The organism is Acidovorax sp. GW821-FHT11A03, from assembly GCF_058809075.1.
This window is the reverse complement of record NZ_JBXASG010000002.1, coordinates 401,676-422,342: the sequence shown is the minus strand read 5'-3', so window position 1 is coordinate 422,342 and position 20,667 is coordinate 401,676. Positions and strand designations below refer to the sequence as shown.

The 20,667-nt window shown below is 68.8% G+C and carries 18 protein-coding genes; 4 read left to right on the top strand and 14 right to left on the bottom strand.

From position 1 onward, the window contains the following. Positions 1-4: 4 nt before the first annotated feature. Positions 5-1,990 (top strand): lytic transglycosylase domain-containing protein, encoded by a 1,986-nt coding sequence (locus AC1RVY_RS05675; protein ID WP_492805697.1) that lies wholly within the window; start codon positions 5-7, stop codon positions 1,988-1,990. Between the two features lie 111 nt (positions 1,991-2,101). Continuing rightward, on the top strand, positions 2,102-2,701 hold the full coding sequence (locus AC1RVY_RS05670) for a DUF4124 domain-containing protein (protein WP_492805695.1): 600 nt from the start codon (positions 2,102-2,104) through the stop codon (positions 2,699-2,701). A gap of 92 nt (positions 2,702-2,793) precedes the next feature. Here the strand turns inward: AC1RVY_RS05670 and AC1RVY_RS05665 are convergent, their stop codons facing one another. The 9 genes from AC1RVY_RS05665 to AC1RVY_RS05625 form a co-directional block, all read right to left on the bottom strand. Further along, entirely contained in the window at positions 2,794-3,726 is a 933-nt protein-coding gene (locus tag AC1RVY_RS05665; protein WP_492805694.1) for an MBL fold metallo-hydrolase, read from the bottom strand. A gap of 147 nt (positions 3,727-3,873) precedes the next feature. Beyond that, positions 3,874-4,263 carry a D-ribose pyranase gene (gene rbsD, locus AC1RVY_RS05660; protein ID WP_218293147.1) on the bottom strand — a complete coding sequence of 130 codons (390 nt, stop codon included), beginning with the start codon at positions 4,261-4,263 and terminating at the stop codon, positions 3,874-3,876. Beyond that, positions 4,260-5,210: a ribokinase gene (gene rbsK / locus AC1RVY_RS05655; protein ID WP_492805692.1), complete on the bottom strand. Its 951-nt coding sequence runs from the start codon at positions 5,208-5,210 to the stop codon at positions 4,260-4,262. Before rbsK ends, rbsD begins: the two co-directional genes overlap by 4 nt. Then, positions 5,207-6,232 carry a LacI family DNA-binding transcriptional regulator gene (locus AC1RVY_RS05650; RefSeq protein ID WP_218293149.1) on the bottom strand — a complete coding sequence of 342 codons (1,026 nt, stop codon included), beginning with the start codon at positions 6,230-6,232 and terminating at the stop codon, positions 5,207-5,209. The genes rbsK and AC1RVY_RS05650 overlap by 4 nt, the downstream gene beginning before the upstream one ends. Positions 6,233-6,288: 56 nt before the next feature. Continuing rightward, positions 6,289-7,281 carry an ABC transporter permease gene (locus tag AC1RVY_RS05645; RefSeq protein WP_218293150.1) on the bottom strand — a complete coding sequence of 331 codons (993 nt, stop codon included), beginning with the start codon at positions 7,279-7,281 and terminating at the stop codon, positions 6,289-6,291. Continuing rightward, positions 7,278-8,945 carry a sugar ABC transporter ATP-binding protein gene (locus AC1RVY_RS05640; protein WP_492805690.1) on the bottom strand — a complete coding sequence of 556 codons (1,668 nt, stop codon included), beginning with the start codon at positions 8,943-8,945 and terminating at the stop codon, positions 7,278-7,280. Before AC1RVY_RS05640 ends, AC1RVY_RS05645 begins: the two co-directional genes overlap by 4 nt. A gap of 38 nt (positions 8,946-8,983) precedes the next feature. Beyond that, positions 8,984-9,937 carry a sugar ABC transporter substrate-binding protein gene (locus AC1RVY_RS05635; RefSeq protein WP_218293152.1) on the bottom strand — a complete coding sequence of 318 codons (954 nt, stop codon included), beginning with the start codon at positions 9,935-9,937 and terminating at the stop codon, positions 8,984-8,986. Between the two features lie 441 nt (positions 9,938-10,378). After that, positions 10,379-12,064 (bottom strand): AMP-binding protein, encoded by a 1,686-nt coding sequence (locus tag AC1RVY_RS05630; RefSeq protein WP_492805689.1) that lies wholly within the window; start codon positions 12,062-12,064, stop codon positions 10,379-10,381. A gap of 69 nt (positions 12,065-12,133) precedes the next feature. Continuing rightward, positions 12,134-12,880 (bottom strand): FFLEELY motif protein, encoded by a 747-nt coding sequence (locus AC1RVY_RS05625; protein ID WP_218293154.1) that lies wholly within the window; start codon positions 12,878-12,880, stop codon positions 12,134-12,136. A 93-nt stretch (positions 12,881-12,973) separates the two neighbouring features. On the opposite strand from AC1RVY_RS05625, the gene AC1RVY_RS05620 reads away from it, so the two are divergent. After that, the gene (locus AC1RVY_RS05620) at positions 12,974-13,870 is read left to right on the top strand and encodes an esterase/lipase family protein (protein WP_492805688.1); all 897 of its coding nucleotides are present in this window, start codon (positions 12,974-12,976) and stop codon (positions 13,868-13,870) included. A gap of 936 nt (positions 13,871-14,806) precedes the next feature. On the opposite strand, the gene phhA is transcribed toward AC1RVY_RS05620, so the two are convergent. The 5 genes from phhA to AC1RVY_RS05595 all read right to left on the bottom strand — a co-directional run bounded on the left by phhA (position 14,807) and on the right by AC1RVY_RS05595 (position 19,991). Next, the gene (gene phhA / locus AC1RVY_RS05615; protein ID WP_218340525.1) at positions 14,807-15,646 is read right to left on the bottom strand and encodes a phenylalanine 4-monooxygenase; all 840 of its coding nucleotides are present in this window, start codon (positions 15,644-15,646) and stop codon (positions 14,807-14,809) included. A 63-nt stretch (positions 15,647-15,709) separates the two neighbouring features. Beyond that, on the bottom strand, positions 15,710-16,687 hold the full coding sequence (locus AC1RVY_RS05610; protein ID WP_218293157.1) for a Bug family tripartite tricarboxylate transporter substrate binding protein: 978 nt from the start codon (positions 16,685-16,687) through the stop codon (positions 15,710-15,712). A gap of 73 nt (positions 16,688-16,760) precedes the next feature. Continuing rightward, positions 16,761-17,873 (bottom strand): 4-hydroxyphenylpyruvate dioxygenase, encoded by a 1,113-nt coding sequence (gene hppD / locus AC1RVY_RS05605; protein WP_218340524.1) that lies wholly within the window; start codon positions 17,871-17,873, stop codon positions 16,761-16,763. Positions 17,874-18,053: 180 nt separating this feature from the next. Then, positions 18,054-19,049, bottom strand: coding sequence for a lipase secretion chaperone (locus tag AC1RVY_RS05600; protein WP_492805686.1), 996 nt, complete (start codon positions 19,047-19,049; stop codon positions 18,054-18,056). Positions 19,050-19,052: 3 nt separating this feature from the next. Beyond that, positions 19,053-19,991, bottom strand: a complete 939-nt coding sequence (locus AC1RVY_RS05595; RefSeq protein ID WP_492805684.1) for a lipase family alpha/beta hydrolase — start codon at positions 19,989-19,991, stop codon at positions 19,053-19,055. 165 nt (positions 19,992-20,156) lie between these two features. Here AC1RVY_RS05595 and AC1RVY_RS05590 point away from each other — a divergent pair, with 165 nt between their 5' ends. Continuing rightward, positions 20,157-20,639, top strand: coding sequence for an Lrp/AsnC family transcriptional regulator (locus AC1RVY_RS05590; RefSeq protein WP_218293161.1), 483 nt, complete (start codon positions 20,157-20,159; stop codon positions 20,637-20,639). Positions 20,640-20,667 lie beyond the last annotated feature (28 nt).

Below are 20,667 nucleotides of genomic sequence, written 5' to 3'. Positions count from 1 at the left end.
CCCCATGCAATTTCTCAGAGCGATTCTGACACCCCTTGTCGCGGCCAGCCTGCTGGCCGCCACCGCGCCCCTTGTCATGGCGCAAAACCGTGGTGACGATACCCTGCTCGAAATGCAGCAGGCCTTCCGCAAGGGAGACCGCAAGAAACTCGAGCAGCTCCTGCCCGCCGCACGCGGCCATGCGCTGGAGCCCTGGGCGGCCTATTGGGAGCTCAAGCTGCGCCTGGGCGAGGCGTCGCCATCGGAGATCCAGTCCTTCCTGCAGCGCTACGCGGGCAGCTACCAGGAAGACCGCCTGCGCAACGACTGGCTGCTGCTGCTGGGCCAGCGGCGCGACTGGGGCCAGTTCGCCGAGCAGCATCCCGGCTACCGCATGTCGGACGACCGCGAGGTGCGCTGCTACGCACTGCTGATCGACCAGATCAAGGGCACGGCCAGCCCCACGGTGGCCGAGGACGTGCGCAGCAACTGGTACGCCCAGCGCGATGGCGACGACGGCTGCACCCACGCGGCGCGGGAGCTGCATGGCTACAAGAAGCTGTCGGCCCTGGACATCTGGCGCAAGGCCCGCCTGGGCGTGGAGGCCAACCGCCCCCGCGTCGTGCGCACGGCGGTCGAGATCGTCTCGCCCGAATCGCTGCCGCAGGTCAAGGAGGTGCTCGACGCGCCCGCCAAGTACCTGCTCTCGCGCGCCACGGCCGCCGGCAAGGCCAGGCAGGAACTGGTGCTGCTCGCGCTCCTGAAGCTGGCCACCACCGACCCGGAAGGCGCTGCCCACCAGCTCGACAGCAAGTGGGGCGTGCACCTCTCGTCCGAGGAGCGCAACTGGGCCTGGGCCGTGATCGGCAAGACCGCCGCGCAGAAGCTGGCCAGCAACGCCCACGGCTACTTCGCCAACGTGACGCGCGACAGCGACCTGAACGACGACCTGCTGGGCTGGAAGGTGCGGGCCGCGCTGCGCGCCGGCCAGTGGAAGACAGTGGGCAAGGCCGTGGACGCCATGGGCCCCGAGGCGCGCCAGGAAAGCACCTGGGTGTACTGGAAGGCGCGCTCGCTCCTGGCGGGCCGCGTGACCGACGCGGAGCGCGCCGAGGCGCGCCAGCTGCTCGAAGGCATTGCCAGCACGCGCGGTTTCTACGAGCAGCTGGCGCTGGAAGAACTGGGCCAGCGCATCACCGTGCCGCCCGCGCCCGCGCCGCTCACGCCGGAAGAAAAGGCGGCAGCCCGCGCCAACCCGGGCCTGAACCGCGCGCTGTACGCCATCCTGCTCGGCCTGCGCAGCGAGGGCGTGCGCGAGTGGAACTACACCACCAACCTGCACCAGAGCGGCGGCATGGCCGACCGCGAGCTGCTGGCCGCCGCCGACTTCGCGTGCCAGCGCGAGGTGTGGGACCGCTGCATCAACACCAGCGAGCGCACCAAGGCCGTCGTGGATACCACGCAGCGCTTTCCCACGCCGTTTCGCAGCGCCGTGGTGGAGCGCGCCACCGGCATCGGGCTGGACCCGGCCTACGTCTACGGCCTGATCCGCCAGGAAAGCCGCTTCATCATGGATGCGCGCTCCCACGTGGGCGCCTCGGGCCTGATGCAGGTGATGCCCGCCACGGCGCGCTGGACGGCCAAGAAGATCGGCCTCGCCAACTTCACGCCCGACCAGATCAACGACCGCGACACCAACATCACCATCGGCACGGCCTACCTCAAGCTCGCGCTGGACGATTTCGCGGGCTCCATGCCCATGGCGGCGGCTGCCTACAACGCCGGCCCGGGGCGCCCGCGCAGCTGGCGCAACGGCCCGGTGCTCGACGCCGCCATCTGGGCCGAAAACGTGCCCTTTGCCGAAACGCGCGACTACGTGAAGAAAGTGCTGGCCAACACCACCAACTACGCCGCCATGCTCACCGGCCAGCCCCAGTCGCTCAAGAGCCGCCTGGGCACCATCGGCCCGCGCGATGCCTCCGCGCCCGAGGTGAACAAGGACCTTCCCTGACACGGGGAGGGGGTGGCCGCCGCATGGGATTGCTATAAAAACATGAGCTGTCGGCGTTTTGGGGAAAAGCGGTGGAGCCCATTGGAATCAAAAACTACGGAGGGAAGCGAGATGAGAGATGCCAAAAAGATGGCGGCCCGTGCCGCCATGGCGGTGGCGGTGATGGCCATGGTCCTGGGCACCGGTGCCCAGGCGCAGCCGGTCTACAAATGGGTGGATGCCGAGGGCAAGACCCACTATGGCTCCCAGCCGCCGCCGTCCAAGCAGGATGCCGAGCCGCTGAAGCTGCAGGGCACCAACGGAACCGGTGGCGCCGGTGCGAGCGGCAAAGGGGGCGGCAAGCCCGGCAGCGTCCAGTACAACGCGGACGGCACCAAGAAGATTCCCAAGGACGTGCAGGAGTTTGCCGAGGGGGCCACGAAGGCCCTGGGCACGGTCGACAGCAAGCAGGTGCCGCTGAACTGCCAGGCCGCCGTGGGCAACATCCACGACCAGGCCGACTCCATGCTGGAAGTGGGGCAGAAGAATGTGCGCGATGGCTACATGGCCCAGGCCGACTTCGACAAGACGGCGCCCAAGATCCGCGAGGCGAAGGGCAAGTACAGCGTGTCGGACTGCCAGGGCGCGTCGGGCAACAAGAAGTCGTTCTACCAGTGCATGTCCAGCAGCTACAACCACGTGATGGGGTGCGACAAGCAGTACAAGCATTGAGCCTGCCGTGAGGCGCCGCGCGCCTTCCCGCAGGGGGGGCGCCGCCGGGCCGCGTGCGGTGGCGCGGCCGCCTGCAGCCGCCCCCGCGCGGCTTACACGTTGTGCAGCACCTCGCCCTGGCGCAGCGCGGCGCCGGAGCGCACCAGGTCATCGGCCAGGCTGCGCAGCCACTCCGTCTGCGTCTGCTCCGCGAAGTGGCGCTCGCGCAGCATCCCGAAATAGGGCGTGGCCTCGGCCCAGGCCGTGAGGTCGGCCATGCTGATCTGCTGCCACTCCAGCAGCTTGTACTTGAGCAGCACCTTCGCGGCGTAGAGCGCGTGTTTGGCCGGGTTGCGCACGAAGCCGTCCAGGCGCCGGCGCGCGCCGTCGATGGCGCGGGGCGCATCGGCAAACACCGGCCCGTGGCCGGGGATCACCACCTGGGGCGAGAGTTTCTCGATCACGTCCAGCGTGGCGCCCACCTCGGCAAAGGCATCGTCGCCTTCCAGCTCGGGAAACACCACGCCAAAGCCGCTTTCCCAGAGCGCATCGGCCGAGATCAGCACGCGGCCCTGGGGCTCGAACAGCACCACCGAATGCGGGTCGTGCCCCGGGGCGGCATGCACCTGCCAGGGCTTGTCGCCCAGCAGCACGCAGGAGCCGGGCGTGAGCAGCGTGTCGGCCCGAAAGGGCGGGCATTCCTGGCCCGTGGGGGTGTAGCTCAGCGCATAGGCGTCCCATTGGCGCACATGGTCCGCCTGGCCGGGCGGGATGGCCGTGAGCAGGCCCGGCCAGGCCTTTTGCAGCGCGGCGTTGCCGCCGCAGTGGTCGCTGTGCAGGTGGGTGTTGAGCACGCGGTCCAGCGGGCGGCCCGCCAGCGCGTCACGCACCAGGGCGACGGTCTGCTCGGCATGGCTGCAGTAGCCCGTGTCCACCAGCGCGGTGTCGTGGTGGCCGATGAAGAGAATGTTGTTGGCAGACAGCCAGCCGCGTTCGAGGACGGTGATTTCGGGGGGCAGGAGGTCGTGGGGCGCGGTGGTGGGCATGGGGGCGGGAATTCGATGGCGTCGGTGGCGGGCATGCGTGCCGCGCCGTGGGCTGCTGCCCAGCGTACCGCAGGTGGGGGCCGCCCGAAGCCCTCCAAAACCCGCAAACAGCTTCTCCGCCTGGTGGCCCCGCAGGCCCAGGCTGTATCAGAACGTCACACCCGCCACCAGGATCACGTTGGCATACGGCGTGCACTCCCCCGTGCGCACCATCACGCGGGCCTGCTGGGTCAGGCGCTTGAAGTCGTCGTGGGGCACGGCCTGCGGCTCCACCGGGAGCTGGCACCAGCCGGGCAGATGGCCTGCGCCGCGCTCCACGGCCTCGGTGGCGATCACGGCCTTTTCCACCTGCATCTCCGACAGCACCACGCGCAGCACGTCGGCCACGGCCGGGATGCCCGGGGTGAGTGCCAGGTCGATGCGGCGGGGGCCGGGCGGGATGGGCAGGCCCACGTCGCCGATCACCAGCATGTCGCCGTGGCCCAGGCTGGCGATGGCGTGGGAGAGTTCGGCGTGCAGCAGGGTGGTGCGTTTCACAGGGCGATCCAGTCGGGAGGCAGGGGGCTGTGCGCCACGGCGGCGCGGGTGGGGATGGAGGGCTGGGCGCCCGGCTGCGTCACGCACAGCGCGGCGGCGCGGATGCCGTCGCGCACGCCGGCATCCAGGGGCTCGCCGCGCGCAAGCGCCACGGCCAGCGCGCCCAGGAAGGTGTCGCCCGCCGCCGTGGTGTCCACGGCCCGCACCACCCTGCCGGGGTGGTGGCGGCTGCCGGCAGCGTCGGCGGCCACGGCGCCTGCCGCGCCCAGCGTCACCACCACCTGGGCCGGGCCCTTGGCGCGCAGGGCTTGCGCGGCCTTGGCTGCTTCCACGGGCGTGGTCACGTTCTGGTCTGCCAGCGCCGTGGCTTCCAATTCGTTCACCACCAGCGTGTGCACCAGCGGCCACAGGGCTTCGGGCAGGGGCTGGATGGGCGAGGGGTTGAGCACCACAGGGCAACCAGCGGCATGCGCCATCTCGGCGGCGGCCAGGACCTGGGGCAGGGGCGTTTCAAACTGCAGCACCAGGCCGCCTGCGCCTTGCAGTGCGGTGCCCAGCGCGGTGGCATCCAGCACAAAGCGGCCGTTGGCGCCGGGCACGACCACGATGCGGTTTTGCCCGCTGGCCTCCACGGTGATGGCGGCCACGCCGGTGGTGGTTTCTGTGTCGGTTTGCACACCGCCGTGGTCGATGCCGTCGGCGTCAAGCCCCGCGCGCAGCGTGTGGCCGTAGCCATCGTCGCCCACGCGGCCAAACAAGGCCACCCGGGCGCCCTGGCGGGCGCAGGCCACGGCCTGGTTGCCGCCCTTGCCGCCGGGCACCAGGTGCAGGGCGTCGGCCAGCACGGTCTCGCCGGGGCCGGGGGCGTGTTGCACCTGCAGCACCAGGTCCATGTTCAGGCTGCCGACCACGGCGATGCGCGGCACGCGCGCGGCGGAGGCGCTCATGCGCGGGTCTCCAGGGCGGGCGGCGCGGTGGAGGCGCGCACGCGCAGCTCGGGCTGCAGCATCACCTTGCGCGCGTCCTGGCGCTTGCCGTCGATGCGTTCGAGCAGCATGTCCACCGCCAGCGCGCCGATGCGCTGCTTGGGCTGGGCCACGGTGGTCAGCGGCGGGCTGGTGAAGGCGGCCAGCTCGATGTCGTCGAAGCCCACGATGGACAGCGCCTCGGGCACGCGCAGGCCCCGTTCATGCGCGGCGCACAGCGCGCCCATGGCCATGAGGTCGTTGCAGACGAAGACGGCGGTGGGCGGCGTGTCCGCGCGCAGCAGGGCGTGCATGGCGTCGTAGCCGCCCTGGCTGGTGAAGTGGCCGTTGCACAGCATGGGGGCCTCGCCGCGGGCATCCGCTGCCGCGGACAGGGCGGCGCGCCAGCCCGCGATGCGCTGCTCGCTCGGCACCAGGCCCTCGGGGCCGCTGATGCACGCGATGCGGCGGTGCCCCAGGTCCAGCAGGTGCTGCGTGGCGAGCTGCCCGCCTTGCATGTGCGCGGTCTCGACGAGGTCGCAGGGCTGCTCGGCGATCTCGATCTCGCGGTCCACCAGCACGGTGGGGATGGACAGGCCCGCCAGCTGTGTGGGCAGCGTGGCGTCGTGCCCGGTGGAGACGACGATGAGTCCGTCGATGCGCCGCTCGGCCAGCACCTGCAGGTAGGTGCCCTGGCGGTGCGCCTCGTCGTTGGTGTTGCACAGGATGAGGTTGTAGCCCGCGCCGAAGCACCGGTCTTCCACGCTGTGCACGATCTCGGCGAAGTAGGGGTTGGAGCTGTTGGGGATCAGCATGCCCAGCGTGCGCGTGTTGTTGCTCTTGAGGCTGCGCGCGATGGCGCTGGGCACGTAGCCCAGCGCGCGGATGGCTTTTTCGACGCGCTCGCGCCCCTCGGGGCTCACGCGGCGCGTGCCGTTGACCACGTGCGACACCGTGGTGACCGACACGTCGGCGTGGCGCGCAACGTCCTTGATAGTGGCCATGGGAAGAAGAAAAAAATTGGGAGGGGAGGAAGTCGGTGGGCAAGGAGGGAGGGGTGTCAGGCGGCGGCGCGGCGCTGGCGCAGCGTGTCCACGATGACGGCCGCCACGATCACGAACCCCGTGATGATGCGCTTGCTGGGCTCGCTCGCGCCCACCTGGGCCAGGCCCGCCTCCAGCACCGCGATGATGAGCACGCCAAACGCGGTGTTCACCACCGAACCGCGCCCGCCCATGAGGCTGGTGCCGCCAATCACCACGGCGGCGATCACCTGCAGCTCCATGCCGGTGCCGGCGTTGGGGTCGGCGGCTTCGAGCCGGGCCGACTGCATCAGCCCCGCCAGCCCCGCGAGCAGGCCGGTCATGGCAAACACGATGACGCGGATGGGGCGCGGGTCCACGCCCGCCAGGCGCATGGCTTCCTCGTTGGTGCCGATGCCCACCACGCAGCGGCCGAACACGGTGCGCGACAGCACCAGCTGCGCCACCACCACCAGCACCACGGCCAGCAGAAACGCGAACGAAATGCCGCCAAAGAAGGGTGCCGACAGCCACGAGATGGCGTCGCCCACGTACTGCGTGCGCGAATCGGTGACCACATAGGCGCTGCCGCGCACGGCTTCGAGCATGCCCAGCGAGACGATGAACGAGGGCAGCCGCCAGGCCACCGAGATGGCGCCCGTGATGGTGCCGCACACCAGGCCGGTGGCCAGCGCCAGGGCTGCGGCGGCGGGCACCGTCCAGCCCCATTGCAGGATGGCGGCGGCCGAGGTGGCGGCGGCCAGCGCCATCACCGAGCCCACCGACAGGTCGATGCCCGCGATGATGAGCACGAAGGTCATGCCCACCGCCATCACGGCCAGGGCCGGGATCTCGTTGGCGATGGTGATGAAGGTCTCGGCGCTCCAGAAGTAGTCGGACAGCGACGAGAACAGCGCCACCATGCCCGCCAGCACGGCCAGCAGGCCCAAGTAGGTGCCCAGCTGGCTGCGCCAGACGGAGGAGGCGGAAGGTGCCGCCGCGGGGGCGGCAGAGTGTGCGGGGGCATTCATGCGGTGACAGGAGAAGGGGTGGAAGGGGTGGTGCCGGTACGGCCGCCGGGCTCGGAAAACGCGGCCGCCAGCAGCGATTGCTCGGACCACTCGCCGCGCTCGAACACGGCCACCAGGCGGCCCGCGCTCATCACGCCGATGCGGTCGGCCATGGCCATGAGTTCGCGCAGGTCGGACGACACCATGAGCAGCGCGCGGCCTTCCGAGGCCATGCGGTCGAGTTCGCCATACAGCTCGGCGCGTGCGCCCACGTCCACGCCGCGCGTGGGTTCGTCGAGCAGCAGCACGCGGCCCTGGCGGTGCAGCCAGCGGGCGAACACCACCTTTTGCTGGTTGCCGCCCGACAGCTGCCCCACGGGTTGCTCGGGGCTGCGGCAGCGGATGCCCAGCGTGCGCACAAAGCCCTGCACCAGCCGGCTTTCGAGCCCGCGCAGCAGCCAGCCGCCGCGCGAGACGGCCGACAGGTCGGACAGCGTGGCGTTGATGCGGATGGGCTGCGCCAGCAGCAGGCCCTGCGATTTGCGGTCTTCGGTGACCAGGCCCACGCCGGCGGCGATGGCCTGCAGGGGGGATGCGAAGCCACGCGCAATGGTGTGTGGTGTGGCGAGGGGCGCCTTGGTCGCCTGGTTTGCTATGTTTTGTGTAGCTGCTTGCGCTTGTCCATCAAGCGCTGGGGGCTGTTTTTGCTCAAATTCCGGGTGCAGCGTGATGCTGCCCCGGTCTGCCCGGTCGGCGCCAAACAGCAACCGGACCAGCTCGGTGCGGCCGGAGCCGACCAGCCCGGCAATGCCGAAAATCTCGCCCGCGCGCAGTTCCAGGCTCACGTCCTGCACGGCGGTGCCCCGGCCCAGGCCCCGGGCGCCCATCACCACCGGGCCGGCGGGGCGGCGGGGGCGGTGGTCCAGGTCGCTCACCACGCGGCCCACCATGCGCTGCACCAAGTCGTCCTCGCTCATCCCGGCCATGGGGCGCGCGTCCACCAGGCGGCCGTCGCGCAGCACGGCCACGCGGTCGGCGATGCGCCGCAGCTCTTCGAGCCGGTGCGACACGTAGATGATGGCCACGCCGCGCGCGGTGAGGTGCGCGATCTGCTCGAACAGGTAGTTGGTCTCGCGCGGCGTGAGCATGGCCGTGGGCTCGTCGAGCACCAGGATGCGCGTGTCGTCCTGCAGGTTGCGCGCGATCTCCACCATCTGCTGCTGGCCGATGCCCAGCCGCGACACCGGCGTGGCGGGGTCGATGCCGCGCAGGCCAATCTTGTCCAGCTGCGCGCGCGCGGCCGCGTGCAGCGCATCGCGCCGCAGCCAGCCCAGGCGGTGCGGCAGGCGGCCCATCAGCAGATTCTCGGCCACGGTGAGCGTGGGCACCAGGCCCAGCTCCTGCATCACCATGCGCACGCCCTGGCGTTCGGCGTCGCGGCGGGAGCCGGGGGTGTAGGTCTGCCCCGCCAGGCGCATGCCGCCCCGCGTGGGCGACTCCAGCCCGCAGATGATCTTGGAGAGCGTGCTCTTGCCCGCGCCGTTCTCGCCCGTCAGCGCCAGCACCTCGCCCGCGTTCAGCGCCAGCGTCACGCCGTCCAGCACCGTGGCCGTGTAGTCCTTGCCCACGGCGTCGATCGTGAGCAGGGGAGTGGCCAGGGGGGGGGCGGCGTTCGTGCGGGGCATGGCGGGCGAAGCGGGTGCGGCTGGGGTCGGGGTGCGTCTTACTTGCTGCCCTTGGTCACGAGCACCACGTCGGTCTTCACCAGGGCGGGCAGCTGCGCCTGGGGTGTCTTGGCGGCCAGGGCCTTCTGCGCCAGCTCGATGCCGAACACGGCCTGCTTGGCGGCGTACTGGTCGGCGGTGGCCAGCACGCGGCCGTCGGCCAGCATGGGCTTGATGGCGCCGATGTTGTCGTAGCCCACCACCTGCACCTTGCCGGTCTTGCCGGCGGCCTTCACGGCGGCCACGGCGCCCAGGGCCATGCTGTCGTTGCCGGCCAGCAGCGCCACCAGGTCGGGGTGCTCGCGCATCATGCCGGCGGCCACGGTGTTGCCCTTTTCAATTTCCCAGTTGCCGGACTGCACGCCCACCACGGTGATGTTGGCGGCCTTCATCGCGTCCTGGTAGCCCAGCGTGCGCTGCTGCGCATTGAAGGTGGTGGACACGCCTTCGATGATGCCCACCTTGTCGCCGGCCTTCAGTGTCTTGGCCAGGTGGTCGCCCACCAGCTTGGCGCCCGCGCGGTTGTCGGGGCCCACGAAGGGCACGGTGATGTTCTTTTCCTTCAGCGCGTCGGCATCGAGCTGGTTGTCGATGTTGACCACCAGGATGCCCTTGTCGATGGCGGACTTGACCACGGGCACCAGCGCCTTGGAGTCGGCCGGGGCCAGCACGATGGCGCTGACCTTCTGCGCCACGGCCTGCTCGATCATCTTGATCTGCGCGGCGGTGTCGGTCTCGTTCTTGATGCCGTTGGCCACCAGCGTGTATTCGCTGGCGTGCGCCTTCTGGTGCGCCTTGGCGCCGTCTTCCATGGTGCGGAAGAACTCGTTGGCCAGCGACTTCATGACCAGGGCGATCTTGGGCTTGTCCTGCGCGAACGCAGGGCTGGCCAGCAGGCTGCCCACGACGGCAAGGGCGGCGGCGGTCTGAACGGAACGGCGGGTGAACTGCATGGTGTCTCCTGTTGGAATGGGGCTTCAAGCGCCAGCGGCGCCCACAAAAACGCTTCGGGCGACCCGCCGAAGCGATGCCGCGGCGCGAATCATATCGAAAGCAAACGTTTGCGCAAACGTTTGCTAGTTGGTGAAAACCCTGAAATAGCACCCAATGGCCTTCCGGGGAGAAAGCCGGGAACGGCTCTGCCGCCGTGCCGCCCTGCGCGGAGCCCGGCCCTGGCTTCGCGGGGCTTGGAGGGGGTGGATGGGAGGAGGGGCCCCGCAGAGAAGAGCAAGGGCCGGGCCGTGGCGCCAGGGCGTGGAAACCTGCGCGCTGCCTTGCCAGAAACACCGCGCAAGGCCCGCCCCGCCGCGCCGGTGTTGTGCCCCCTTTCCCTGGCGCGAAGCGCGTGAGGAGAAGGGGGAAAGGAAGGAGAAGAGGAAAGGGGGCGGAGCCGCTCAGGCGGCGGTTCTCAACTCCCGCCGCAGGATCTTGCCCACGTTGCTCTTGGGCAGCTCGTCGCGGAACTCGATGTACTTGGGCCGCTTGTAGCCGGTGAGGTTCTCCTGGCAGTAGCGGGCCACGTCTTCCTCGCTGAGCGTGGGGTCGTTCTTGATGATGAACACCTTGATCGCCTCGCCCTGCTTTTCGTCGGGGATGCCGATGGCCGCGCATTCCACCACGCCGGGGCACAGGCTGATGACCTGCTCCAGCTCGTTGGGGAACACGTTGAAGCCGCTCACCAGGATCATGTCCTTCTTGCGGTCGATGATGCGCGTGTAGCCCTCGCTGTCCATGATGCCGATGTCGCCCGTGCGCATGAATCCATCGGGCGTGAAAGCCTTGGCGTTCTCCTCGGGCTGGTTGTAGTAGCCCGTCATCACGTTGGGGCCGCGGATGCAGATCTCGCCCGGGTCGCCTTGGGGCACGCTGTGGCCGGCGTCGTCCTTGATGGCGATGTCGATGCCCGGCAGCGGCAGGCCGATGGTGCCGCTGAAGGTGGTGTTGTTCACCGGGTTGTTGGTGCCGATGGCGCAGGTCTCGCTCATGCCCCAGCCTTCGATCATGGTGCTGCCCGTGATCTTTTGCCACTGCTTGGCCGTGCCTTCGCTGGCGGCCATGCCGCCGGCCTGCGACACGCACAGGTGCGAGAAGTCGAGGGTGCGGAACTGCGGGTTCTGCAGCAGCGCGTTGAACAAGGTGTTCACGGCGGGCAGCATGTGGAAGGGGCGCTTCTTGAGCTCGGCCACGAACTTGGGAATGTCGCGCGGGTTGGGGATCAGCGTGAGGCTGGAGCCCTGGCGGATGGCCAGCAGGCACAGCGTGAGCGCGAAGATGTGGTACAGCGGCAGCGCGGCGATGGAGTTGGCCTTGCTGATGTCGCCCACCTTCGACAGCGCGGGCGTGAACCAGGCCTCGGCCTGCAGCGTGGCGGCCACGATGTTGCGGTGGGTGAGCACCGCGCCCTTGGACAGGCCCGTGGTGCCGCCCGTGTACTGCAGGAAGGCGATGGAGTCGAGCGTGGCCTGGCTCGGGGCCAGGGACTTGTGCTCGCCCAGCGACAGCGCCTTCTTGAAGGTGACGAGCTTGCGGCCGCCGGTCAGGGGCAGCTCGTAGGCCGGCACCATCTTGGCCAGGTGGCGCACCGCGAAGGTGATCCAGGCGCCGAACGCGGCGCCCAGCAGGTCGCCCATCGAGGTCATCACCACGTGCTGGATGGCGGTGCGGTCCACCACCTCGGCCAGCGTGTGCGCGAAGTTCTCCAGGATCACGATGGCCGTGGCGCCCGAGTCCTTGAGCTGGTGCTCCAGCTCGCGCGCCGTGTACAGCGGGTTCACGTTCACGCAGGTGTAGCCCGCGCGCAGCACGGCCGCCATGGTCACGCCGAACTGCGGGATGTTGGGCAGCATGATGGCCACGCGCGCGCCGGGGGCCAGGCCCAGGCTCTGCAGGTAGGCGCCCAGCGCGGCCGAGCGGCGCTCCAGTTCGCCATAGGTCATCCACCGGTCCATGCAGACCGAGAAGGGGCTCTTTGCGTGCTTGCGGAAGGATTCCTCCAGCAGGTGGGCCACGGAGCGGTATTGCTCGGGCTGCACATCGTGCGGTACGCCCGGGGGGTAGCTCTTGAGCCAGATCTTTTCCATGCGCTTGTTTCCTTGTGCTCGCCAGTGAAAGGGTGGGCACAGATTGTGGAAGCGCGGGCGTGCAGTCAGCTACCGGGCTTGTCCTAGGGTGCGCGCCAGTTGGGTCTCGCAGGTGACAGGATCGGCATCGAACAGCTGCGCCATCAGCGCGCCTTCGCGCTCCTGGATGGTGGCCAGGAACTGCTCGACCCCGCCGCGCTGGCGCGCGAGCTGGCCAAAGGTGTCGAAGCCCGCCTCCAGGAACCGCTGCAGCGCGCCCATGCCGGCCGCCTGGGCGGGCGCGCGCATCATGCGCAGCATCATGCGCAGGCCGGGGGTGCGGGTCAGGCGGGCGAGGTCGGTGCCCATGGCCAGCACGCGCTGCAGTTGCTGCTGGCGCGCATGGCGCTGCCCCACGGCGCGCCAGGCGGCGGTGTAGCGGGCGGCGTCCGGCATGCCGCCCCCGCCGGAGGCGTCGAGCCAGGCGCGGCCCATCTCCTGGTCGAGCCCCTCGGTCTGCGCATGCAGCACGGCCAGCGCCACGGCGGTGGCCACCACGGGCTGGGGGAACATGGTCTGCAGCGTGCCCGCGATGCGGCCGAACTGCAGGTCGCGCTCGGTGTAGTCGGTGTCGCTGTACAGCTCCTCGAGGAAGAACCGGGCCGCGGGGCCGAACGAGGGCGAGCCCATGAGGTCGGCATAGGTGCCCCTGAAGCGCCGTGCCTGCAGGGTCTTGACCTGGCCCACAGCCGCGCCCAGTGCGGCATCGCCGGTGCGGTGCAGGCGCAGGGCCGTGACGTCGGCGATGCAGTCGCGGATGGTCTGGGCGGCATCCATGGGGCGGGGTCCTTTCTACGTGCGGGGGGCGCCAGGGCAGGGCCCAGACCGCACAATGCGGCTGGTCAATTACAACATCTGCCCATCACCACCATGATCGCGCGCTGGCAACGAATCCTGCTCCTGTTCATCCTGCTGACCATGGCCGCCTGGCTGGTGTGGCAGTGGCCGCATTCGCCCTTGCGTGCCGTGCTGGGGGCGTTGCTGCCCCTGGGGATATACCTCGCGGTGATGGCGGTGGAGTTTGTGCTGATGCACCTCACCAACCGCCAGGACGCCGCGCCCCGTGCGCGCCTCTCCCAGGTGCTGGCCGCCTGGTGGGCCGAGGTGTGGGTGGCATTGATGGTCTTTGGCTGGCGCCAGCCGTTTCGCCACCAGTCGTTGCCCGACTGGCTGCCTGCGCAGCCGACCGGAAAGCGCGGCGTGGTGCTGGTGCACGGCTTCATGTGCAACCGGGGCCTGTGGTTGCCGTGGTTCGCGCCATTGCAAGCCCGGGGCCATGCCCATGTGGCGGTGAACCTGGAGCCGGTGATGGGCTCGATTGACAAGTACGCCGACATCATCGAAGAGGCCGTGCGCAAGGTGACGGCGGCCACGGGCCAGGCGCCGGTGTTGCTGTGCCACAGCATGGGCGGGCTGGCGGTGCGGGCCTGGCTGCGCGCGCACCAGGCGGACGGGCGGGTGCACCGGGTGCTGACGCTGGGCACGCCGCATGGGGGCACGTGGCTCGGGCGCTTCAGCCGGGCGGTGAATGGGCGGCAGATGAGCCTGGCGGGGGACTGGGTGGTGGCGCTGCAGCGGGCCGAGCCGGCGGGGCGGGCGGCGTTGTTTACTTGCTGGTATTCGAACTGCGACAACATCGTGTTCCCGGCGAGCACCGCGGCGTTGCCAGGGGCGGACAACCGGTTGGTGGAGGGCGTCGCGCATGTGCAGATGGCGTTTGACCCTGGGGTGATGGAGGCTTGTCTGGAGGAGATGGGTCGAGGGTGATTCTGTGAGTTTTTTTGACTGCTTGCGCTTTTCTATAAAGCGTTGATAGCTATCAATTTTGTAGTTTTTGTTAGGTGTGCTGATTTGGCCGTATGCCTTTGCTGAGGGCGGGAGCCGGGTTGTCGCCCCGGCAGGCGAGTAGCTTTCTTTTGCTTCGCCAAAAGAAAGTCACCAAAGAAAAGGCGACCCCCAGTCTGCGACCCCTGCGCTTTGCTCCGGGGCAAACCTGCGTCGTGTCGGTTGCGGGGTGCGCCGTGGAACTCGCTTTGCGCTGCGCGCGCCGCTCAGACAGCCACGGCGAGTCAGAGCACGAAGCATGGGCGCTGCGACGCCCATGCCACCCCGCAACCGCCCCGCCGCAGGCGCAGCCAGCAGGGGGTGGACAGCAGAACATCCAAACAACCGAACAGCCGGACATCCCTTCGGGCCATCGCTGCGCTCGGCCCAGTTTGCGCAGCGCGTGGCGCTTGCGCCCGCGAGAGGGGGCCGAGCGAAGCGATGGCCCGTGTGGATGTCCGTTTTTGGGTTCCCTTCTGCGCGTGCCGAGAAGCGCAGGGCAGGGGGTGCGTGCGTGTGCCGAAGGACACACGCACTTCGTGTACTGACTTGCCGCAGTTGTTTGAACGGAGCGCGTAGCGCGCAGTGAGTTCTGCGGCGCACCCCCTGTCCGAGCATCGCAGGTTGCCCGTAGCGTAGCGAAGGGACGCGCGCAGTAGGGTCGCCCTTTCTTTGGTGACTTTCTTTCGGCGACGCGAAAGAAAGTTACTCGCATGCCGGGCGACTCCCGGCCTCCGCCCTCAACCCAGGCACAGAGACCGATACATCCACAACCTCCGACAGCCTCGGCCAAGTATTGCTGGGTGCAAAAGGGGTGCTATCAAAGACGTAGCTGTCAATGCATGATTCACTAGCGCTAGCAGCCAATATCACCAAAAATCAAGCCGCCACAGCCTCCCGCTCATCCGCCGCAAACTCCGGCAACCCCCGCAGCCGCTCATAGATCGGCGCAAAGTCCGCCGCCGTCATCTCGAACAGCTGCTCGAAACTGTCGATCACGAAATACGTCTGCTGGTACGTATCGATCTTGTAGCGCGTGCGCATGGTGCGCTCCAGCTGCAGCGCAATGCGCTGTGGCTCCGGGCTCTGCACGGAATACGCCAGTTCGCCCGAAGAACTCAGAATCCCCGCGCCGTACGCCCGCAACTGCCCCGCCTCGCGGATCAACCCGAACTCGATCGTGTACCAGTACAGGCGGCTCAGCATCTCGCACGACCCCAGCCCCTGCGCCTTCAGCCCGCCCTGGCCATAGCGCTGCACATAGTCCGCGAACACCGGGTTGAACAGCAGCGGCACGTGGCCGAACAGGTCATGAAAAATGTCTGGCTCGACGATGTACTCGAACTCCTCGGGCTTGCGGATCCAGTCCGTCACCGGGAACTTGCGGTGGGCCAGCAGCGTGAAGAAGGGCACCTCGGGGATCAGGCCGGGCACGCCCACCAGCTCCCAGCCCGTGGCCTTGTAAAGGCGCTCGTTGACTTCCTCAAAACGCGGAATGCGGTCGCTGGCGCCCAGCGAGGGCAGGGCGTCGATGAACGCCTGGCTCGCCAGGCCCGGCAGCAGGGCGCGCTGGCGCTCGTACAGGCGGCGGTAGGTGTCGTGGTCTGCGGCGGTATAGGCCGCGTAGTCCTGCGGGCAGGTGTAGTCCTCGCTGGCGCGCGAGTAGTCGCCCCGGGGTGGGCGGGTGGATTGGCCATAGACGACGGGGGCTTGTCCCATTTTTGTGCTCCTTGGCCGTCCTGGTGCGGCGCGCCGGGTGGCGCGCACCTGCCCGGGCGGCGGTTATTCGATCTTGATTTTTGCGGCCCGGATCAGGAACTCGTACTTGCTGTTTTCCGAGCGCACGAACTGCGCGAACCCGTCGAGCGTCAGCTCTTCGGGCGTGATGCCCATCTTCTTGAACTTCTCCTTGCCAGCGGGCGACTGCATGGCCGCCGAGAACGCGTTGGCGTAGCGGCGCGCGTCGGCGTCCGGCAGCGAGGCGGGCGCGAACAGGCCAAACCAGGTGGACACGTTGAAGCCCTGCACGCTGTCGTTGATGCTGGGCACGCTGGGCAGCGACTCGTTGCGGCTGAGCGTGGTCACGCCCAGCGCAAGCAGCTTGCCCGACTGGATCTGCGGCAGCGCCGAGGCCAGGTTGTCGAACACCATCAGCACCTGCCCCGACTCCAGCGCCGCCAGGGCGGGCTTGGAGCCCTGGAACGGCGTGTGGCCCATGCGGGTGTTGGTGAGCGACTTGAACATCTCGGCCGAGATGTGGCCGATGCTGCCGTTGCCGCCCGAGCCGTACTTGGCCTGGTCCGGGTTCTTCTTGAGGTACTGCACCAGGTCCGGCGTTGTCTTGATGCCCAGCCTGGCGGCCTGCTCCGCGTTCACCACCAGCACATTGGGCGTGCGCGCCACCAGCACGAGGGGCTTGAAATCCTTGAGCGGGTTGTACGGGAAGTTCTTCTTGTACAGCCAGGGGTTGACCGCATGCGTGGCCACCGCGCCCATCAGGATCTGGTTGCTGGTCTTGGGTGCCTTGGCCACCTGGTCGGCCCCGGTGCCCCCGCCTGCGCCAGGCTTGTTCTCCACGGTGATGGAGCCCAGCTGGGCTGCGGCGCCTTCGGCCACGATGCGTGCCGAGGTGTCCAGCGGGCCGCCGGCAGGGTAGGGGACCACGATGGTGAGGGGGGCGGACGGGTTCTGCGCCTGCGCCGCCGTGGCGGCGCAGAGCAGGACGAGAACAACACTGGACAAGGTGCTACGGAGCGACATCGGGATCCTTTTGAGTTCCGGGGAGCGCGCAGTATAGGCATCTGGTCAGGGTTAACCCGGGATGTCTGATGTCTTAGGTGTTGAGCACCCCGCGGCGGATCTGGTCGCGCTCCAGCGATTCGAACAGTGCCTTGAAGTTGCCTTCGCCGAATCCGTCGCGGTAGTCGCCTTCGCGCTGGATGAACTCGAAGAACACCGGGCCCAGCATGGGCGTGGAGAAGATCTGCAGCAAGAGGCGCGGCGTGCCGTCGGCCGTGGTGCCGTCGAGCAGGATGCCGCGCGACTGCAGCTCTGCCACCGGCTGGCCGTGGCCGGGCAGGCGGGTGTCCAGCATCTCGTAGTAGACGTCGTTGGGCGCGGTGGCCAGCGAGACGCCGGCCATGCCCAGCTTGTCCACCACGTCCTGCAGGTTGTCGCAGATCAGCGCGATGTGCTGGATGCCTTCGCCGTTGAACTGCATCAGGAATTCCTCGATCTGGCCGCCGCCCTGCTTGGACTCTTCGTTCAGCGGGATGCGGATCTTGCCGTCCGGCGCGGTCATGGCCTTCGACGTCAGGCCCGTGTACTCGCCCTGGATGTCGAAGTAGCGGATCTCGCGGAAGTTGAACAGCTTCTCGTAGAAATTGGCCCAGAAGCCCATGCGGCCCCGGTACACGTTGTGCGTGAGGTGGTCGATCAGGTTCAGGCCGTGGCCCACGGGGCGGCGGTCCACGCCTTCGATGAATTCGAAGTCGATGTCGTAGATGGACTTGCCGTCCTCAAAGCGGTCGATCAGGTACAGCGGCGCGCCGCCGATGCCCTTGATCGCGGGCAGGCGCAGCTCCATGGGGCCGGTGGGGATCTCGATGGGCTGGGCGCCCAGCTCCAGCGCGCGGTTGTAGGCCTTGTGCGCATCCTTCACGCGGAAGGCGAGGCCACAGGCCGACGGGCCATGCTCGGCGCCGAAGTAGGCCGCCTGGCTGTGGGGCTCGCGGTTGAGGATGAAGTTGATGCCGTTCTGGCGGTACAGCACCACGTCCTTGGAGCGGTGCTTGGCCACCAGGGTGAAGCCCAGCTTCTCGAACACGGCTTCCAGCACGCCGGGTGTGGGCGAGGTGAATTCGACGAACTCGAAGCCCATCAGGCCCATGGGGTTGTCCCAGGCTTCCAGCTGGGTGGCGGTTGTTTGGGGCAAGGCGGCGTTCATGGGGTGTCTCCGGCATTCGTTGAGGAATGCCATGGACTGTAGGCGTGCCCTGCCTCATGTTTCTGGCGAAATCAAGAGGCTTTGGCCTTTGATTTGCAGGAATGTTGCGAATGGTCAAAAAATGGCGCAGGACAGGCGCGCCACCCGGGCGCACCGTCGAATGGCACCGGCGCCCTGCGCTCAGGAGCCCGGCGTGGCCGGCGGGAGCTTTCGCAGCGCCAGGGCGGCATCGAGGCGCTGCTGCTCCTGCGGTGAGAACAGCTGCTGGCGCAATGATTCCAGTGCCCTGCCGTCGCCCGGCTGGGCACGGGCCTGGCTGTACTGGTCCAGGCGCTGCTGCCAGCTTTGCTCCTCCCGGTCCAGCTGGGCCATGGCGTGGGCCGCGGCCTCGCCGTACTGCGCGCTGCGCGCGGCGTGGCGGGTGCGTTCGTCGGTGTTTTGTGCGTTGAACGCGGCGGTCTGGGCCGCCGCGCTCAGGTGTTCGGTGGCCGCTGCGCGCTCCGCGCGGCGCGCCTGGGGCAATTCGTTCTCTGCATCGCGCAAGGCCTGGGTGCGCTGTTCGGCGGTGAGCCGGGGGTTGCGCTCGATCTCCAGGCGCGCCAGCGTGTAGCGGTCCAGGTCCGCCTCGCGGGCGAACAGGGCGTCGTGCTCGGGGCCGTCAAAGAACTGCTGGCGCACCTTGTGGCGCGCCTCCAGCGCTTCGCGCAGCGCGCCGGGGTCGGTCGGGTCCGGGGGCGTGCGCAGCTGGCCCAGCGCCACGCGGTAGTCCACGTAGCGCTCGGCCAGTGCCAGCGCCCGGGTGGCCAGTGCCGCCGGGAAGTGCTTGCCCATCAGGCCCGCCAGGCGCTGCTTGAGCGTGGCGGGGTCCGCCGCGCCGCCGTCCTGCGCCTCCATCAGCAGCGCCTCCAGCGTATCGCGCAGGCCGTGCACCAGCAGGGGGTCTTCGTGGCGATCCGGGCCGGCGGCGCGGCGGGCGGCGAAGAAGCTGCTCTCCATCGGCCGTGCCGAGCCCGACGGGTTCTGGCGCGCGCTGCCGGCCTGCGGGCCGGCGCCGCCGGCGCCTGGATGCGGGTCCTCCGCGCCCTGCAGGCCGTGCGGGGCCGTCCACCAGACCACGGCGGCCGTGGCGGCGGCCAGGGCCACTGCGGCGGCGAAGGCGCGGGACCTTTTTTCCACGGCTTACAGACCCTGCGTCTTGAGCCGGTTAGCGTGCTGGCGGTACAGCGTCACCGGGTCGGTGGAGAACCAGTCGCGCAGGCCCAGCAGCTGGTTCACTTCGTCCAGGTGGTTCTGCCGGTAGTCGCCCAGGTGTTTGCCCAGGCGCGACGAGCAGGCGGAGACCAGGCCGTCGTTGGCCTCGCCAAAGACCAGGCTGAGCACGCTCAGCAGGCCATCGCTGGCATCGAGCACGTTGGTCAGGGGCTGCGTGCCCGTCCAGGAGTAGTAGCGCACGCCGTTGGCCAGCTCCGCACCGCTGCCGCAGCCGCTGGGCAGGGCCTGCGGAAAGCGGCGGTTGAAGTCCGCGAGCCCGGCGGTGGTCAGCGAATCGAGCGCGGCGGTCGGCATCTGGGGCAGGGCCGAACCCCCGGACGTGAGGTTGATCAGGCTGACCAGCGCCCTGGCCGCGCCGCTGGCCACGGCCTCCGACACCGAACCGGCGGGGGCCACGCCCCGCAGGATGTCCGCCACGCGCGATCCCTTGTTGACCCCGCCCACCGAGGTGACCGACGCCACCAGCTGCGGCGCGACGCCCGCCACATAGCGCGTGGTGGGTCCGCCATGGGAGTGACCCACGAGGTTGACCTTGGCCGCTCCGGTGATCGCCAGGATGGTCTTGACCTGCGCCAGCAGCTGCTCGCCCCGGACCTCGGTGCTGTTCGCGGCGGACACCTGCGCCACGTAGACCTTCGCGCCGCCCTGGCGCAAGGCGTCGGGAATGCCATAGAAGTAGTCGATGCCCAGGGCCGAGTCGAAGCCGAAAAGGCCGTGCACCAGCACGATGGGGTAGCGCGTCTGGGTGTAGCCGCTCTGGGCCTGGGCGCTGGCCCCCAGGAGCAAGAGCCCGGCGCTGGCCGCCAGCGCGAGGCGCCGCAGAAAGCGGCTGAGGAATCCGGTCATGTGGTTGTCTCCGTTGGATATGGTTTTTGTGCCTGCAAAAAACGAACGACCGTGCGTTTTTGCGGGATTCATTCTTCTGGTCCGGGCGTGGTGTCACTATCGGGACATACCCCAGCATGCAATCTGGCAAGCGAAAAATGCGCGGATTCCATAAAATCCTGCGCTATGCAAGCCTCAAGCGCACTCGATAAGCTGGACAGGGCCATATTGCGCCGTCTGCAAGAAAATGGCCGGGAGACGTATGACGTCATCGGTGAGCAGGTGGGCCTGTCGCCCAGCGCGGTGCTGCGCCGCGTCAAGCGCCTTGAGGAAAGCGGGGTGATCGACCGCTACGTGGCGCTGGTGCCCCCCGAGGCCGTGGGCCTGGGGCTGACCGCCTACCTCAATGTGCGACTGGAAAAGCACACCGAAAGCCACAAGCGCAACCCCATGGACCTGTTCCGCGCCAGCGTGCAGACGTGGCCCGAAGTGGTGGAATGCGCATCGCTCACGGGCGAGATGGACTACCTGCTGCGCGTGGTGGTGGCGGACATGGCGCACTACAGCCGCTTCATCATGGACACCCTGCTCAAGCACCCCAGCGTGCAGGACTGCAAGACCAGTTTCGTGCTCGACCGGGTCAAGGCCACCACCGCCGTGCCGGTGTGATGCCCTCGCGCCCCGGGACGCTTGCCGC

Excerpts from the sequence above, each read along its gene's own strand:
- AC1RVY_RS05675 (WP_492805697.1), top strand. The coding sequence starts at position 5 with ATGCAATTTCTCAGAGCGATTCTGACACCCCTTGTCGCGGCCAGCCTG.
- AC1RVY_RS05670 (WP_492805695.1), top strand. The coding sequence starts at position 2,102 with ATGAGAGATGCCAAAAAGATGGCGGCCCGTGCCGCCATGGCGGTGGCG.
- AC1RVY_RS05665 (WP_492805694.1), bottom strand. The coding sequence starts at position 3,726 with ATGCCCACCACCGCGCCCCACGACCTCCTGCCCCCCGAAATCACCGTC.
- rbsK (WP_492805692.1), bottom strand. The coding sequence starts at position 5,210 with ATGAGCGCCTCCGCCGCGCGCGTGCCGCGCATCGCCGTGGTCGGCAGC.
- AC1RVY_RS05650 (WP_218293149.1), bottom strand. The coding sequence starts at position 6,232 with ATGGCCACTATCAAGGACGTTGCGCGCCACGCCGACGTGTCGGTCACC.
- AC1RVY_RS05645 (WP_218293150.1), bottom strand. The coding sequence starts at position 7,281 with ATGAATGCCCCCGCACACTCTGCCGCCCCCGCGGCGGCACCTTCCGCC.
- AC1RVY_RS05640 (WP_492805690.1), bottom strand. The coding sequence starts at position 8,945 with ATGCCCCGCACGAACGCCGCCCCCCCCCTGGCCACTCCCCTGCTCACG.
- AC1RVY_RS05635 (WP_218293152.1), bottom strand. The coding sequence starts at position 9,937 with ATGCAGTTCACCCGCCGTTCCGTTCAGACCGCCGCCGCCCTTGCCGTC.
- AC1RVY_RS05630 (WP_492805689.1), bottom strand. The coding sequence starts at position 12,064 with ATGGAAAAGATCTGGCTCAAGAGCTACCCCCCGGGCGTACCGCACGAT.
- AC1RVY_RS05625 (WP_218293154.1), bottom strand. The coding sequence starts at position 12,880 with ATGGATGCCGCCCAGACCATCCGCGACTGCATCGCCGACGTCACGGCC.
- AC1RVY_RS05620 (WP_492805688.1), top strand. The coding sequence starts at position 12,974 with ATGATCGCGCGCTGGCAACGAATCCTGCTCCTGTTCATCCTGCTGACC.
- phhA (WP_218340525.1), bottom strand. The coding sequence starts at position 15,646 with ATGGGACAAGCCCCCGTCGTCTATGGCCAATCCACCCGCCCACCCCGG.
- AC1RVY_RS05610 (WP_218293157.1), bottom strand. The coding sequence starts at position 16,687 with ATGTCGCTCCGTAGCACCTTGTCCAGTGTTGTTCTCGTCCTGCTCTGC.
- hppD (WP_218340524.1), bottom strand. The coding sequence starts at position 17,873 with ATGAACGCCGCCTTGCCCCAAACAACCGCCACCCAGCTGGAAGCCTGG.
- AC1RVY_RS05595 (WP_492805684.1), bottom strand. The coding sequence starts at position 19,991 with ATGACCGGATTCCTCAGCCGCTTTCTGCGGCGCCTCGCGCTGGCGGCC.
- AC1RVY_RS05590 (WP_218293161.1), top strand. The coding sequence starts at position 20,157 with ATGCAAGCCTCAAGCGCACTCGATAAGCTGGACAGGGCCATATTGCGC.